The 14,243-nt window shown below is 70.8% G+C and carries 10 protein-coding genes; 4 read left to right on the plus strand and 6 right to left on the minus strand.

What is annotated here, in order from left to right; translation table 11 throughout:
- Nucleotides 1–14: 14 nt before the first annotated feature.
- Nucleotides 15–1,298 carry a nucleotide sugar dehydrogenase gene (locus AB0J93_RS07420; protein ID WP_363919087.1) on the minus strand — a complete coding sequence of 428 codons (1,284 nt, stop codon included), beginning with the start codon at nucleotides 1,296–1,298 and terminating at the stop codon, nucleotides 15–17.
- A 4-nt stretch (nucleotides 1,299–1,302) separates the two neighbouring features.
- Nucleotides 1,303–2,865, minus strand: coding sequence for a glycosyltransferase (locus tag AB0J93_RS07425; protein WP_363919478.1), 1,563 nt, complete (start codon nucleotides 2,863–2,865; stop codon nucleotides 1,303–1,305).
- Nucleotides 2,866–3,233: 368 nt separating this feature from the next.
- On the opposite strand from AB0J93_RS07425, the gene AB0J93_RS07430 reads away from it, so the two are divergent.
- A complete protein-coding gene (locus AB0J93_RS07430) occupies nucleotides 3,234–4,394 on the plus strand; it encodes a hypothetical protein (RefSeq protein ID WP_363919089.1) in 1,161 nt (386 codons plus the stop codon).
- Between the two features lie 21 nt (nucleotides 4,395–4,415).
- Here the strand turns inward: AB0J93_RS07430 and AB0J93_RS07435 are convergent, their stop codons facing one another.
- A complete protein-coding gene (locus tag AB0J93_RS07435; protein ID WP_363919091.1) occupies nucleotides 4,416–6,305 on the minus strand; it encodes a hypothetical protein in 1,890 nt (629 codons plus the stop codon).
- 381 nt (nucleotides 6,306–6,686) lie between these two features.
- Between AB0J93_RS07435 and AB0J93_RS07440 the strand changes: the two genes are divergently transcribed.
- The gene (locus tag AB0J93_RS07440; protein WP_363919093.1) at nucleotides 6,687–8,057 is read left to right on the plus strand and encodes a glycosyltransferase; all 1,371 of its coding nucleotides are present in this window, start codon (nucleotides 6,687–6,689) and stop codon (nucleotides 8,055–8,057) included.
- Entirely contained in the window at nucleotides 8,054–10,204 is a 2,151-nt protein-coding gene (locus tag AB0J93_RS07445; protein ID WP_363919095.1) for a glycosyltransferase family 1 protein, read from the plus strand. Before AB0J93_RS07440 ends, AB0J93_RS07445 begins: the two co-directional genes overlap by 4 nt.
- Before the next feature lie 58 nt (nucleotides 10,205–10,262).
- Here the strand turns inward: AB0J93_RS07445 and AB0J93_RS07450 are convergent, their stop codons facing one another.
- The 3 genes from AB0J93_RS07450 to AB0J93_RS07460 all read right to left on the minus strand — a co-directional run bounded on the left by AB0J93_RS07450 (nucleotide 10,263) and on the right by AB0J93_RS07460 (nucleotide 13,165).
- On the minus strand, nucleotides 10,263–11,297 hold the full coding sequence (locus AB0J93_RS07450; protein ID WP_363919097.1) for a Gfo/Idh/MocA family oxidoreductase: 1,035 nt from the start codon (nucleotides 11,295–11,297) through the stop codon (nucleotides 10,263–10,265).
- Complete coding sequence (locus AB0J93_RS07455) at nucleotides 11,294–12,403, minus strand: DegT/DnrJ/EryC1/StrS family aminotransferase (protein ID WP_363919099.1); 1,110 nt, start codon at nucleotides 12,401–12,403, stop codon at nucleotides 11,294–11,296. The genes AB0J93_RS07450 and AB0J93_RS07455 overlap by 4 nt, the downstream gene beginning before the upstream one ends.
- A gap of 135 nt (nucleotides 12,404–12,538) precedes the next feature.
- Entirely contained in the window at nucleotides 12,539–13,165 is a 627-nt protein-coding gene (locus AB0J93_RS07460) for a TetR/AcrR family transcriptional regulator (protein WP_363919101.1), read from the minus strand.
- Between the two features lie 180 nt (nucleotides 13,166–13,345).
- On the opposite strand from AB0J93_RS07460, the gene AB0J93_RS07465 reads away from it, so the two are divergent.
- Nucleotides 13,346–14,242 carry an ABC transporter permease gene (locus tag AB0J93_RS07465; RefSeq protein WP_363919103.1) on the plus strand — a complete coding sequence of 299 codons (897 nt, stop codon included), beginning with the start codon at nucleotides 13,346–13,348 and terminating at the stop codon, nucleotides 14,240–14,242.
- Nucleotide 14,243: the final 1 nt, after the last annotated feature.

The following is a 14,243-nucleotide window of genomic DNA, read 5'->3' on the forward strand; positions in this document are numbered from 1 at the left end:
CGGGTACGGCTCGTTCAGCCCCCGATGACCACCCGGCGGACGCCCGTCCAACGGGCTGGTTCGGTGACCCGTCGCCCGTCGACCAGCACCGTCACGCCGGGCAGATCGGCGGAGCCGAGGGTCCGGTACTCGGCGTGGTCGGCCTGGATGACGGCGGCGCTGACCGGCTCACCGGCGTAGCCCGGCAGGCCGAGCGCCACCAGTTCCTCGTTTGTGTACATCGGGTCGGAGACGTAGGGCTTCGCGCCCCGCCGGCGCAGCGCCTCCACCGTCGGGAAGACACCGGAGAAGGCGGTCTCCTTGACGCCGCCCCGGTAGGCGGCGCCGAGCACCAGCACACCGACGCCGGTCAGGTCGCCGTACGCGGCGGCCAGCAGGTCGACGGCGTACTCCGGCATGGCGACGTTGGCCTCCCGGGCCGAACGCACCACGGTGGCCGCCGGGTCGTTCCACAGGTACATCCGTGGATAGACCGGGATGCAGTGCCCGCCGACGGCGATGCCCGGGGAGTGGATGTGGCTGTACGGCTGGGTGTTGCACGCCTCGATCACCTTGATGACGTCGACGCCCACCGTGTCGGCGAACCGGGCGAACTGGTTCGCCAGGCCGATGTTGACGTCCCGGTACGTCGTCTCGGCCAGCTTGGCCAGCTCGGACGCCTCGGCCGAGCCCAGGTCCCAGACGCCGTTCGGACGGTTCAGGTCGGGCCGCTCGTCGAAGTCCAGCACCGCTTCGTAGAAGCGCACACCGTGCGCACCGGACGCCTCGTCGATGCCGCCGACCAGCTTCGGGTACCGGCGCAGGTCGGCGAAGACCCGACCGGTGAGCACTCGCTCCGGGCTGAAGACCAGGTGGAAGTCCGTACCGGCGGTGAGCCCGGAACCCGCCTCCAGCATGGGTGCCCACCGGTCCCGGGTGGTGCCGACCGGCAGGGTGGTCTCGTAGCTGACGAGGGTGCCCGGCTTGAGACCGGCGGCGATCGCCCGGGTGGCGTCGTCCATCCAGCCGAAGTCCGGTACCCCGTCGGCGTCGACGAAGAGCGGCACGACCACCACGACCGCCTCGGAGGCGGCCACCGCGGCGGTGGTGTCGGTGGTCGCCGACAGCAGGCCGGCGGCCACCACCTCCTTCAGCTTGACGTCCAGGTCCGTCTCGCCCGGGAACGGTACGGCCCCGTCGTTGACCAGCTCGACGACCCGCTCGGAGACGTCGGCGCCGACCACCCGGTGTCCCTTCGAGGCGAACTGCACGGCCAGCGGCAGGCCGATCTTCCCGAGGGCGACGACGCAGATGTTCATGGCTTTACTTTCCTCTCGAGGGCCGCAGACGGGCCAGACGGGTGGCGGCGACCTGGCGGTACCTGACGCGCTTGATCGTCAAGAGCACCTGATGCTTGCGGTCCGTGTTGGCGGTGACGCGGTGCAACCGCAACCCGCGCCACAACGCCTGGCGCGTCGCGGTGAGCTGACCCTTCGCCCGCAGCGGCACCGTGCTGAGCCCGCCGAACACGGTGAGCTTGGCGCCGGCCTTCCACCGTTGGGCACCCGCCGCGAGCAGCTGTTTCACCGGGAACTCCGCACGTAGCAGGGTACCGGCGCTGTCCGGGCGCAGCGAGACGACGGCCGGCTGGTCACCGATGGTGACCCGCACCGCGTCCCCGGTGAGATCGACCATGCGCGCCCAGGGGTTCTGCGCCGTGATCACGAGGGTCAACCCACCTGCGGCGTCGCGGCCCCAGGCAAGCTCGGTCACGGTGGTCTTGACCGCCAGTTTGGCGGCCCGGTCGGTGACGTCGTACCACTCGTCCGGGAAGCCCAGTTCCGGGTCGCGGAAGCCGACGTAGCCGGCGAAGCAGCGGTCGCCGTCGACCGTCAACGCGGGCAGCAGCTTGTCGCTCTGCTGACGGATCAACTCGCGTAGCTGCGCCAGGCTCCCGTGCCGGGCGAGCAGCAGGCGCAGGCGTACATCGGGGGCGAGCTGGTCCCGGATGGCGTCGGTCAGGAAGCTCTCGGCCAACCGGCGGATCCGCTGGTGGTTATGCTCCTGCACCGATGGGTCGAGGTCGAGGAAGTCGGCCCGCAGCAGCTTGGCCACCTCCCAGCTGAAGTTCCGCACCAGGACGGCGTCGCGCCGGGGACCGGGCTCGATCAACCCGGCCACAAAGTTGATCAGCTCCTCGGCGCAGCGCAGCCGTTCCTCGAACCGACTCGCGTAGGTGATGTTCTGCGCGTTGTCGCGTTTGACCGCGTAGTAGTAGACGTAGTCGGCGAGGACCGAGATACGTCCGGCGCGTACGCAGGCCTCCAGGGTGAAGGGTTGGTCGCTGCCCATCCGCATGTCCTCGCGGAACCGCAGGCCGTACCGTTCGATCAGGTCCCGCCGGAACAGCTTGGTGTTCGACAGCGACCAGGGCAGCGCGCTGTCGAACAGGTCGACCTGTTCCTCCGTGCTGGCGTAGATGGCCTGGTGCACGTAGCGGTTGTTGGTGCCGACCATCCGACCGAGCACCACGTCCGAACCCCACCGGTCGGCGGCGTCCACCAGCCGTTCCAGCGCCTCCGGGCCCAGGTAGTCGTCCGAACCGATGAAGAAGACGTAGCGCCCCTGCGCCACGTCCAGGGCCCGGTTGCTCGGCACCGCCGGACCACCCGAGTTGGGTTGGTGCAGCACGGTGACGGTGCCGGGGTACCGCTTGGCGAAGCGGTCCAGTTCCTCACCGCTGCCGTCGGTCGAGCCGTCGTCCACCGCGACCACCTCGAGCCGCTCCAGACCGATGCTCTGCCCGACCAGCGAGTCCAGGCAGGTGGTCAGGTACGGCATGGTGTTGTAGACGGCGACGACAACCGTCACGTCCGGCGCGTTCACCAGGCCACCCCCATCGAGGTCGTCAGATCCCATCGTTGCCCGTTTCCGTCGTCGCCGGTGCCGCCCGCCCGCGGACCCGAGCGAGTGTACGGCAGGATCCCGGCCCCGAACTCCGTGGCGGTCGGCGGTCCGCGACCTGTCGCGTCGATTGCTAACCTCCGTACTGTTCGACGACCGATGACCGTTTTCGCTTCGGTGTCGCGCCGCCCGGCCGCACCGCGAAGGAGCTGTCGGATCGTCCCCTTTCGGCACGGACGGGATCATCCATTGCACCCTTCCCCACCTCAACCTGCGGCCCGGCTGACCCCCGGGTCGACCGCGGCGAGCGCACGCTGCGCGGTTCCGGTCGGACGGCTTCATCGGGCGTGGTGACGGCTGAGCGAGAGCAGCAACCGGCGGCCACTGCCGCACCGACGCGACCCGGTCGGGCCCGACGACTACGTCACGCCGCCCGGTACGCCCTGCCCGGGCTCGTCGCGTACGCGCTGATCCGCCTGGTCGGCGTGGTGGTCGTCGCCGTCTGGGCCGACCGCGTCGGCGTCTCGCCCAGCGAGTCCCTGGCGAAGTCGGACGGGGTCTGGTATCTAGCGATCGCCCAGCACGGGTACGACGGGTACGAGAAGACGCAGTCCAATATGGCCTTCTTTCCGCTCTACCCCGGGCTGACCGCCGCGCTGGACCGGATCTCGCCGCTCAGCACCCGCGACGCGGGGCTGATCGTGGCCTGGCTGGCCGGCCTGGCCGCCGCCTGGGGGCTGTTCGCGATCGGCGCGTACCTGCACGACCGGCGCACCGGCGTACTGCTCGCCGCGCTCTGGGCGGCCGTGCCGCACGCCGTCGTCGAATCGATGGCGTACAGCGAGACCCTGTTCACCGCCCTCACCGCCTGGACGCTCCACGCCCTGCTGCGCGGCCACTGGATCACCGCCGGCCTGCTCTGTCTCTTCGCCGGCCTGACCCGCCCGACCGCCTCCTCGTTGATACCGGTGGTGGGGCTGGCCGCGCTGGTGGCGATCGTCCGACGCCGGGACGGCTGGCGCCCCTGGGTCGCCGCGCTGCTCGCCCCCGCCGGCTGGCTCGGTTACCTGGCCTGGGTGGGCAGCGAGGTCGGACGCCCGGACGCCTGGTTCCACATCCAGTCCGCGGGCTGGGGCAGCACCTTCGACTTCGGCGTCTACACCGTGGGCCGGGGTCGCGAGGCGCTGGCGCAGACGGCGCCGCCGCAACTGTTCGTGGTGAGCCTGGTGGTGCTGCTGGCGTTGATGTTCTTCGTGCTGAGCCTGCTCGACCGGCAGCCGTGGCAGCTACTGCTCTACAGCGGGCTGCTACTGGTCACCACGTTGGGCACGGCCGGCTACTACCAGTCCAAGGCCCGGTTCCTGCTGCCGGCCTTCCCGCTGCTGCTGCCGGCGGCCGTGGCGCTGGCCCGGTCCGGCTGGGCGCGGGCGACCACCGTGCTGGTGGCGATGGTCGCCTTCGCCACCTACTTCGGCGGCTACCTGCTGCTGATCTGGCCGTGGTCGCCCTGACCGGTGGCCGGGGCGCGGCGCTCATCGGGTGAACGGCCGGACGTCCCACAGCCAGACGTCGTCGATCCGCTGTCCCGGGCCGTACAGGGTGTCGAGCACGGTCTTCAGCGCATCGTGTCGCCGAGCACCCCGGTCGGGCAGCACCACCGCGTCAGCCTTCCAGTAGCGGACGTCGGCGCGCGCCCGGCTGATCTCCGGCGGGCCGACCGCGGTGTCCCGTTTGCCCTTCGACACGGCGGTGAGCAGGGCCGCGGTGGGCTGGGGCGCCACTCCCCAGCGGCCGGTGGCGTCGGTCGCGGAGACCGGTCCGAGAAAGTAGCCTTCCGGCACGGCGAAACCGGCCAGCGCGGCCGAACCCCAGTACACCGAGGTCATCCGGGCCACCGGCACCGGCACCAGAGTGCGGCCCGGTGCCACGTGATCACGCCACGCGCCGCTGGTGACGAAGTTTGGCACCGGGGGCCGGTCACCAGCCGGCAGCGGCGTCGGCAGGATCGGCACCAGCGCGACGGCGACGGCCACCGCACCGGCTGCGCGGGCGAGCCGGCCGAACGGCCGGCCGTGGCGGGTGACGAACCGGTCGGCGGTCATCGCCAGCAGTACGCCGAGCGCCACAGTGGTGATCAGGGCGAATCGGGCCACCACCACCGAGTCGAACGCCGGCAGGTGCTGCACGAGCGCGAACGGTGCCGGCACGTCGGTACGGCGGGTGCCGACGGTCCAGGTGGTGCCGATCGACAGCAGTGCCGTCACCAGTCCGACGGCCCCGAGCACCAACGCGACGGCCTCACGCCGCAGCCAGCACAACGCGCCGAGAGCGAGCAGCAGCATGGGCCAGCCGTAGAAACTCGCCTGTTCCGTGGTGTTCGGCGCCCAGCCCACAGCGCTGGTCGGGCCGCCGGCGACCGACTCGGTGGCGAACCGGGCGAACGAGCCGAGCTTCAGGGCGTACATGTCGGGGGTGCCGGGATGGCCGCTGCGGTGTTGCGGGCCGGCGAAGTACATCCAGAGCGGGTACGCGGCCACGACCGCCACCAGTACGGCGGTGATCGCCAGGCCCGGCAGCAGCGCGCGCCCGCGGCGCACCGCGTCCCGCGGCCGGACGGCGAGGTACGCCAGGACCAGCATCAGACAGCCGAGCGCGGTGAGGAAGAGGATCTCCAGTCCGACGAAGAACTGCGCGGTCACCAGCGCGCCCAGCACCAGACCGTCGCGGACCACGTGCTCGCCCCGGGAGAGCGCGATCAGCCGCCAGACGATGAACGGCACCAGCCATTGCGCCGTGATGTGCGGATGACCGTTGCTGTGCGAGACCAGTGCCGGGGCGAACGCGCAGAACACGCCGCCCAGGAAGGCCGCCACCCGGGATTCGACCACGTGCCGGGAGAGCACGTGGTACCAGGCGTAGCCGGTGCCGGCCAGATTCAGGGTGATGAACAGCAGGTAGGCGACCGGCGCGCCGAAGAGCAGGGTGACCGGGCTGAGCACCAGCCCGGGAAGTTGCAACCCGACGTTGGCCACCAGGTTGACCCCGTCCGGGGCGTTCTGCAACGTGGTGAAGAACGGGTTCTCCAGGTGGCTGACCGCGTGTGCCGCGTACGCCAGCATCCACTCGTTGAAGCCCTGGTCGTCGGGGCGGCTGCCGAGCAGCCGACCGTCGGGGTCGAGCCACCCACGGCCGGTGACCCAGCCCGCGCCCGCGAGGAACACCAGGGCGGCCACCACGTCGACCGGCCAACGCCGGGCGGTACTGCGTCCAGTACCGCCCGCCGGCTCGGCGAGCGGCGGGGCAGCGGACGTGTCACTCTCCGCCGGCTCGACGCGCGGCATTGGAGTGGAAGCGTCGCTCTCCGCCGGCTCAGCGCTCCCGGTGGGGCCGGGCTCGCGGTCGCGGGTGTCGGGAGTGGTCATCTTGGGACGCAACCTTCCACGGCGACCGGGACGGCCACCGGACGGATCGGACGGCGGCCGAGACGACGGACGCTCAGGCCGGCGTTATTGTAGGGTCAGCGGCCTGTCCGCGACGGCCCTGCCCGGCGTCGCGCAGCAGAAACCGCGTCCCGCCGACCGACAAGGTGCGGCGTACCTCTGACGAAAGGTCCCTCCCGGCATGGTCCCGCTCCGCAGACGTCCTGCGGCTGCCGCCACCCGACCGGGTAGCGAGGAGGGGCCCTCCGGGTACCAGTGCGGAATCCTCCCACCTCCCCAGGAACGGAACAAATGAACAAGCGGCGACCCCTCTGGGACTCGTGGAAACGTTCCCGGACGCGCCGGCCCGGATCCCGGCCGCACATGATCTACCTCGCGATCGGTTTTCCGCCGGCGGCCAAGAGCTCCACCTACCGGATGCGGGCGACGGCCAACCAGTTCGCCGCCGCGGGCTGGGACGTCACCGTCGTCACCATCGCGGACGAGGCGTGGGAGCGCGATTACGGCCTCGACCACACCCTGGTCGCGGGGGTGGACCCCCGCGTCCGGGTGGTGAAGCTGCCGCTGTTCCGGGAGGACCTGGAGACCGACGTCCGGGCCTACACCGAGCGACGGGCCCTGGCCCACAACGACTACCTCACCGAACTGCGCGAACAGCACCTGAAGGTCTTCCCCGAGCCGGTCTTCGGCGGTTGGCGGCCCGCGCTGGAGGAGGCGGTGCTCCAGCTCCACCGCGAGCGGCCGGCGGAGCTGCTGGTGACCACCTGCGTCCCGTACGTGAACCTGGCCGCCACCTGGAAGCTGTGGGAGACCCACCGGGTTCCCTACGTGGTGGACTTCCGGGACGGTTGGTCCGTCGACGTGATCAACGGCGGGGAGGCGTTCACCCGGGATTCGGTCTCCGGTCGGTGGGAGACCAAGCTGCTCACCCATGCGGTGGCGATCTGGAACGTCAACGAGCCGATCTCCCGCTGGTACCGCGAGCGCTATCCGGACCTGGCCCACAAGATGCGGATCGTGCGCAACGGCTACGACGCGGCCAGCATTCCGGCCGAGTCGATTCCCGCCCCGGCCGACCGGCCGCTGAACTTCGGCTACCTCGGGGCGCTGAATCTGCCGGTGCCGCTGCTCGACGCGGTGTTGCAGGGGTGGCGGAAGGCCCGCGCGGAGGACCCGGCACTTACCGACGCCACGTTCGAGGTGCGCGGTCACATCGGCTCCGGGTGGGCCCGGGGCGACAACCGCCACGCCGAGCTGCTCAAGGCGGCCGCCGACGACGGGGTGGTGGTCGGCGGATCGGTGCCCAAGGCAGAGGTGGTGGATTTCTACACCCGATGGGACGTCGTCGTGTTGATGGTGACCGGCGGCAAGTACATGACCTCCGGCAAGGTCTACGAGTACATGGCCACCGGCCTGCCGGTGGTCTCCGCCCACGAGGCGGAGCACGACGCGTCCACCCTGCTGTCCACGTACCCGCTCTGGACCGGGGCGGTCGGGCTTGAGCCGGACGATCTGGCCGGTGCGTTCCGGCGGGCCGCCGACATGGCCCGCAACGCCGATGTGGCCGAGCGGGACAAGGCGCGGGTCGAGGCGCGACAGTACGCCCGTGAGGAGCAGCTCATCCCCGCTGTCCGGGAGGTCACCGAGTTGGTGCTCGGCGTCGGCGGGCCAGCCGGCACCGCGCCCGGTTCCGCTGCCGGCGCCCGCGTCCTTGCCCGAGAAGGTGGGTCATGATCGAGGTCCTGGTAGTGCTGGGCGCCGTACCCGCCCGGGTGGCGGTGCTCACCGATGCGCTGGCGCAGTTCCGGGCCCTGGGCGTCACCGTCCGCATCGCCACCACCTTCGACCCGGTGGAGAAGATTCCGGCGGTGACCGGGCTGGCCGAGGTGCACCAGCTATCCACGACCGCGCAGTTGGGGCCGCGGTTCGGCCGGATGGTCAAGCGGGCCAACCCGGCTCGGCGTCCGTGGCTGCGTGCCCAGCGTGACCCGTGGATCCGGCGGCACGCGAAGCGTGCCGACGTGCTGGTCGCCCTGGATGCCAAGGCCCTGCACACGGTCTGGCAGCTGGCGCAGCGGCACCGGCGGGCCGACGCGGTCCACGGCATCGCCCCGGCGTTGCAGGCGGTGCGGAAACGGTCGGTCGACCCGGCGCGGTACCGCCGGCACCGGCTGAGCACCATCGCTCCCTCGCCCACGGTGCTGACCAGCGCCACCCGCAGTCAGACCATCGACCTGGCGAAGCGGGTGTTCGACCTGAGCACCGGCAAGAGGGCCATGAAGCTCGCCCCGGTGCGCTGGTTCTGGCATCAGGCGGTGACCGCTCCCGGTGTGCCGGAACGCCTGCGGGGCATGGCCGCCCGGCGGGTGAACCGCAGCATGCGTCGGGCCGGTCACCGGGACAGCGCGAACCGGCTGGCGCTCGCCGCCCAGCGCCGGATGCGCAGCGTCGCGGCGAAGGGTCAGGTGCTCGGTCCGATGGTCGAGGCGGAGCTCAAACAGGGCACCCTGCCCGAACACCTGAAGACGGTGGTCAAAGGGCAGCTCCAGATGGCTGACGGGCACCTGAAGAAGCGCAGGTCGGGTCAGGCCGCGGAGCATGTGGTACGCGCCTTCGACCTGATGTTCCACCGGAACCTGCACTTCGACGGGCTCACCTCGCCGCTGGCCGCGGATCCGGCGGGCTTCCTGGCACCGCTGCTGAAAAGCGAGGTCGGCAAGGCCTTGGCCACTCCGCAGGGCCGCCGGACGCAGGCGGAGTTCCCACCCGCCAACCGTCCGCACCGGATGCTCTTCTTCACCGGGATCAACGACAACTTCATCGGGCCGATCCTCGATCGCTACAAGGCGACGCCCGGGGTGGAGGTCCGCCGGCTGAACCTGGTTGAGGAGTCGATCCGCCCGGTGCTCGGCAACGGGCGGATGCGTCTGACGCGGCACCGGCTCGCCGGCAGCTCCGAGCACGCCCGAAAGGTCCAGGAGGCGTGGGGTGCCGACGTCGCCTGGGCGGACACCATCTTCGTCGACTGGTGCAACCTGGCCGCCGCGATGCTCACCATGATCGATCCGGGGTCCGCCCGGGTGATCATCCGGTTGCACAGCTTCGAGGCGTTCACCTGGTGGCCGCACCTGACCGACTGGTCCCGAGTGGACGACCTCGTTTTCGTCTCCGAGCACCTGCGTGATCTGGCGCTGGCGGCGGTGCCCCGGCTACGCGCGCCGGAGGGGCCACGGACCCATGTGATCGCCAACGCCATGGACCTGTACCGGTACGTGCTGCCGAAGCCGTCCGCGGAGGCCCGCTTCACGCTGGGCCTGGTCGGGCTCAGCGCGGTGGCCAAGGACCCGCGCTGGGCGTTGGAGGTACTACGCGAGCTGCGCCGCCGCGACGACCGGTACCGGTTGAAGCTGATCGGTGACGAGTTGCGCACCTCGCTCGGCCCGGGGGTGGCGAGGTACGCGGCGGAACTGGCCGCGGACCTGGCCGAGCTGGAACCCGCCGGTGCCGTGGTACGCACCGGCCGGACCGAGGACGTGCCGGGGGCCCTTACCGACGTCGGGGTCATCCTCAGCACCTCGGTACGGGAGAGCTTCCACTGTGGCCTGGTCGAGGGTGCCGCCAGCGGTGCGGTGCCGGTGGTACGGGACTGGCCGTTCTTCGCCGGCCGGCCGCACGGTGCCCGCACCCTCTTCCCCGGTGACTGGGTGGTCTCCACACCGGCGGAGGCGGCGCAGCGGATCCTGGACGTCACCGCGTCCGAGGAGACCTGGCGCGAGGCAGGTGGGGCGGCGGCCTCGCACGTGCTCGGCACCTGGGACTGGTCGGTCACGCACAAGGACTTCGACCGGTTGGTGCTGGAGCCACCGGCGGGTACGAACTGACGCACCGGACAACCGATCCCGGGGCCGTTCCGCACGCGGCGGAGCGGCCCCGGTGTGGTCAGCGGGCGGCGGCGGTCTCGTCGGGGTGGCCCGGTGCCACCGTGACCACGGTGCCGTCGGTGGCCGACGCCAGCAGCCCCGCGGCGACCCGCACCGTGCGCAGCCCCTGGCGGAGGGTGACGATGTCGCTCTCCTTGCCCTCGACCGCGTCCCGGAATCGCTCGTGCTCGACAAGCAGCGGTTCGCGCTTCGGGATGGCGTAGCGGATCATGTCGCCCTCGGCGACGCCGCGGAAGGCGCGCAACGCCTCCCACTCGGTGTCGATGGCGCCGTTGGCGTAGAAGGTCAGGTCGGCGGTGAGGGTGTCGGCGACGAAGCACCCCCGGTCACCGGTGATGACCGTGGACCGCTCCTTGAGTGGGCTGAGCCAGTTGACCAGGTGGTTGACCATCGTGCCGCCGGTGAGCTGGCCGACGACCGCGACCATGTCCTCGTGCAGTCGGCCGCTGCGGGAGACCGTCCGGGCTGACACCGAGACGTACTCCTGGCCGGTCACCCAGCTGGTCAGGTCGATGTCGTGGGTGGCCAGGTCCATCACCACGCCGACATCGGCGATCCGGTGCGGGAACGGACCCTGCCGCCGGGTCACCACCTGGTAGACCTCGCCCAGCTCGCCCGCCTCCAGGCGGATGCGCAGGTTCTGCAGGGCGGGGTTGTACCGCTCGATGTGGCCGACCCCGGCCACCAGCCCACGGCTTTCGAACGCCTCGACGAGCCGGGTCGCCGCCTCGACGGACTGCGCGATCGGCTTCTCGATCAGCGCGGGCACCCCGTGTGCGGCGAGTTCCAGCCCGACCTGCTCGTGCAGCGCGGTCGGGCAGGCGACCACCGCGTAGTCGATGTCCCGGGCCAGCAGCTCGCCGAGATCGGGCAGCACCGGTGCCCGGAGCAGGCCGCTCTGGTCACCGGCCGGGTCGACGATCCCGACCAGCTCGACCCCGTCCAGACCGGAGAGTACCCGGGCGTGGTTGCGCCCCATCGCACCGAGGCCGATCAGGCCGGCGCGCAGTTTGCCCCCCTGCCGCGCGTTCACCGGGCACCACCGGCGAGGTTGGCGGCCTCGGCGATCCGCTCAAGGTCGTCGGGGCTCAGCGAGGGGTGCACCGGCAGCGAGATCACCTCGGCGGCGGCCCGCTCGGTCTCCGGCAGTTCCCAGGGACCGGGCTGGCCGTCCTTGTCCAGGTACGGCTTGAGCCGGTGGATCGGGGTCGGGTAGTAGACGGCGTTGCCGACGCCCAGCTCGTCCAGCCGCGCCTGGGCGGCGTCCCGGTTGCCCCGGACCCGGACGGTGTACTGGTGGTACACGTGCCGGGCGGCGTCCGCCACCGGTGGGGTGGTCATGCCGGTGATGTTGGAGTCGAGGTACTTGGCGTTGGCCCGGCGCTGCTCGGTCCACTCGGCGAGCTGGGTCAACTGCACCCGGCCGATGGCGGCGGCCACGTCGGTCATCCGCATGTTGGCCCCGACGATCTCGTTCGCGTACCGCTGCTCCATGCCCTGGTTGCGCAGCAGCCGCAGGGTGCGGGCGAGCCCGGCGTCGGCGGTGCTGATCATGCCTCCCTCCAGGGAGTGCATGTTCTTGGTGGGGTAGAAGCTGAAGCAACCGGCGGTGCCGAACGCCCCGACCGGGGTGCCGTGCAGGCTGGCACCGTGGGCCTGGGCGGCGTCCTCGACGACGGCCAGGCTGTGCCGCTGCGCCACCGCCATGATCTGGTCCATCGCGGCGGGGTGGCCGTACAGGTGGACCGGCATGACGGCGACGGTCCGCGCGGTGACTGCGGCGGCGACCGCCTCCGGATCGAGGCAGAAGCTGCCCGGCTCGATGTCCACGAAGATCGGCTCGGCACCGACCAGCCGCACCGCGTTGGCGCTGGCCGCGAAGGAGAACGACGGCACGATGACCTCGTCGCCCGGGCCGACGCCGAGCGCCAGCAGGGTCAACTGGAGGGCGGAGGTGCCGGAGTTGACGGCGACGCAGTGTCGGCCGGCGACGAGTTCACCGAACTCCTGCTCGAACGCGACAACCTCGGGTCCCTGTACCACCTTGCCGCTGCGCAACACCCTGACAGCCGCCTCGATCTCGGCTTCGCCGATGATCGGTCGGGCTGGCGGTATGAAGGCCGGGCGCTGCCCAGTCATGAAGAAGATCCTCCCGTTGCAGGACTGTTCGCAGGTTCGGGGTGCGATACTAGTCCGTTGGACACGGAAGAGCAGAAAGCCGTTCACGAGGCGTCCAGTCGACGTTCACGTTTCGGTATACGGACGCCGCGCAGCTCAGGCCAGATCGTTCTCCGGCACGGCGCAGGCAACCCGCAGGGCGGCCACGGCGGCCCGCGCCATCCGGTCCAGTTCGGGCGGGTCCAGCGGCAACCGGGCGATGGCCATCCGCCAGTAGATCGGCCCGACGATCAGGTCGGCCGCGGTCCGCGGGTCGGCACCGCCGGGCAACTCCCCACGGTCGACCGCCCGCCCGATGACGATCTTGCCGATCCGGTCCTGGTAGTCCTTCATCGCGCTCTGCAAGGTCCCGGCGATCTGCGGGTTGCGCGCCGCCTCGGCGAGCAGGTCGGGGATGATCTGCGACGCCACCGGGTGGCCGAGCGCCCCGCTCACTACCAGCAGCAGCAGCCGCACGTCGCCGTCGAGGGTCCCGGTGTCGAGCATCGGCAGCTTCCGGCTCGCGACGGCCGAGACCACGTCCAGCACCAGGTCGAGCTTCGAGTTCCAGCGGCGGTAGATCGCGGTCTTGCTGACCCCGGCCCGGCGGGCCACCGCCTCGATGGAGAGCCGGCCGTACCCGACTGCGGCGAGCTCCTGCATGAGGGCACGACGGATGGCCGTGGTGATCTCATCACGGAGCACCGCCGCACCGGCCGGTGTGCGCCTCTTCTCGGCCGTCACCTGGAACTCTTCTCGACTGTCACCGGGACAGCGTAGCGCAACGACGCTACGGTTGCGTCCCGACGTATTTCGGACTACTGTCCAGCCAGCGACCGCGGGCGGCGCTCCCGCACTGACCCACGCTAGATTCACTCATCGCGAGACATAACGCCGGCACGACAGATCGGAGCGCCCATCCCCATGGCCAACCTGCTGGCCGACCCCGACTCCGGCCTCACCCCAGCTCAGCTGGCCGCCCGACACGGACTACGGGTGGCCGGCGAGCGGCCCTCGATCGTCGCCTACAGCGGCCAGCTGTGGCGCTACCGGCACTTCATCTCCGCGTACTCCCACGCGAAGTTGACCGCCTCGTTCAGCAACGCCCGGCTCGGGCAGCTGTGGCAGGTGCTCACCCCGCTGAGCAACGCGGCGGTCTACTTCCTGATCTTCGGTGTGGTGCTCGAACAGAGCCGGGGCATGGACAACTTCATCGCCTACCTGACCACCGGGGTGTTCATCTTCAACTTCACCCAGGTCAGCCTGCAGCAGGGCACCCAGGCGATCAGCGGCAACCTCGGCCTGATCCGGGCCCTGCACTTCCCCCGGGCCAGCCTGCCGCTGGCCATCACCGCCACCCAGCTCCAGCAACTGCTCGGCTCGCTACTGGTGCTGATGGTCATCGTGGTCGCCACCGGTGAGCCGATCACCCTGATGTGGCTGATGCTGGTGCCGGCGGTGCTGCTCCAGACGATCTTCAACGCCGGGTTGACCATGGCGATGGCCCGGCTGGGCGCCAAGGCCACCGACCTGAAGCAGGTCATGCCGTTCATCCTGCGGGCCTGGATGTACGGCTCCGGCGTGCTCTACAGCGTCACCCTGTTCGCCGAGAACCTGCCCGGCTGGGCCACGGGCATCGTGCAGTTCAACCCGATGCTTGTCTACATCGAGCTGGCCCGCATCTCCCTGCTGGAGAACACCCACCTGCTCAACGAGTCGCTGCCGCTGACCTGGCTGATCGCGTTCGGCTGGGCGGTCGTCGCGGGGCTCGGTGGCTACTTCTACTTCTGGCGCGGCGAACAGGAGTACGGCCGTGGTTAAC

The sequence above is a fragment of the Micromonospora sp. NPDC049374 genome, assembly GCF_040677165.1.
GTDB lineage: Bacteria > Actinomycetota > Actinomycetes > Mycobacteriales > Micromonosporaceae > Micromonospora.

What these genes read in the sequence shown, in the direction of transcription:
- AB0J93_RS07435 (WP_363919091.1), bottom strand. Translation starts at nt 6,305, where the DNA reads ATGACCACTCCCGACACCCGCGACCGCGAGCCCGGCCCCACCGGGAGC.
- AB0J93_RS07440 (WP_363919093.1), top strand. Translation starts at nt 6,687, where the DNA reads ATGATCTACCTCGCGATCGGTTTTCCGCCGGCGGCCAAGAGCTCCACC.
- AB0J93_RS07420 (WP_363919087.1), bottom strand. Translation starts at nt 1,298, where the DNA reads ATGAACATCTGCGTCGTCGCCCTCGGGAAGATCGGCCTGCCGCTGGCC.
- AB0J93_RS07465 (WP_363919103.1), top strand. Translation starts at nt 13,346, where the DNA reads ATGGCCAACCTGCTGGCCGACCCCGACTCCGGCCTCACCCCAGCTCAG.
- AB0J93_RS07455 (WP_363919099.1), bottom strand. Translation starts at nt 12,403, where the DNA reads ATGACTGGGCAGCGCCCGGCCTTCATACCGCCAGCCCGACCGATCATC.
- AB0J93_RS07445 (WP_363919095.1), top strand. Translation starts at nt 8,054, where the DNA reads ATGATCGAGGTCCTGGTAGTGCTGGGCGCCGTACCCGCCCGGGTGGCG.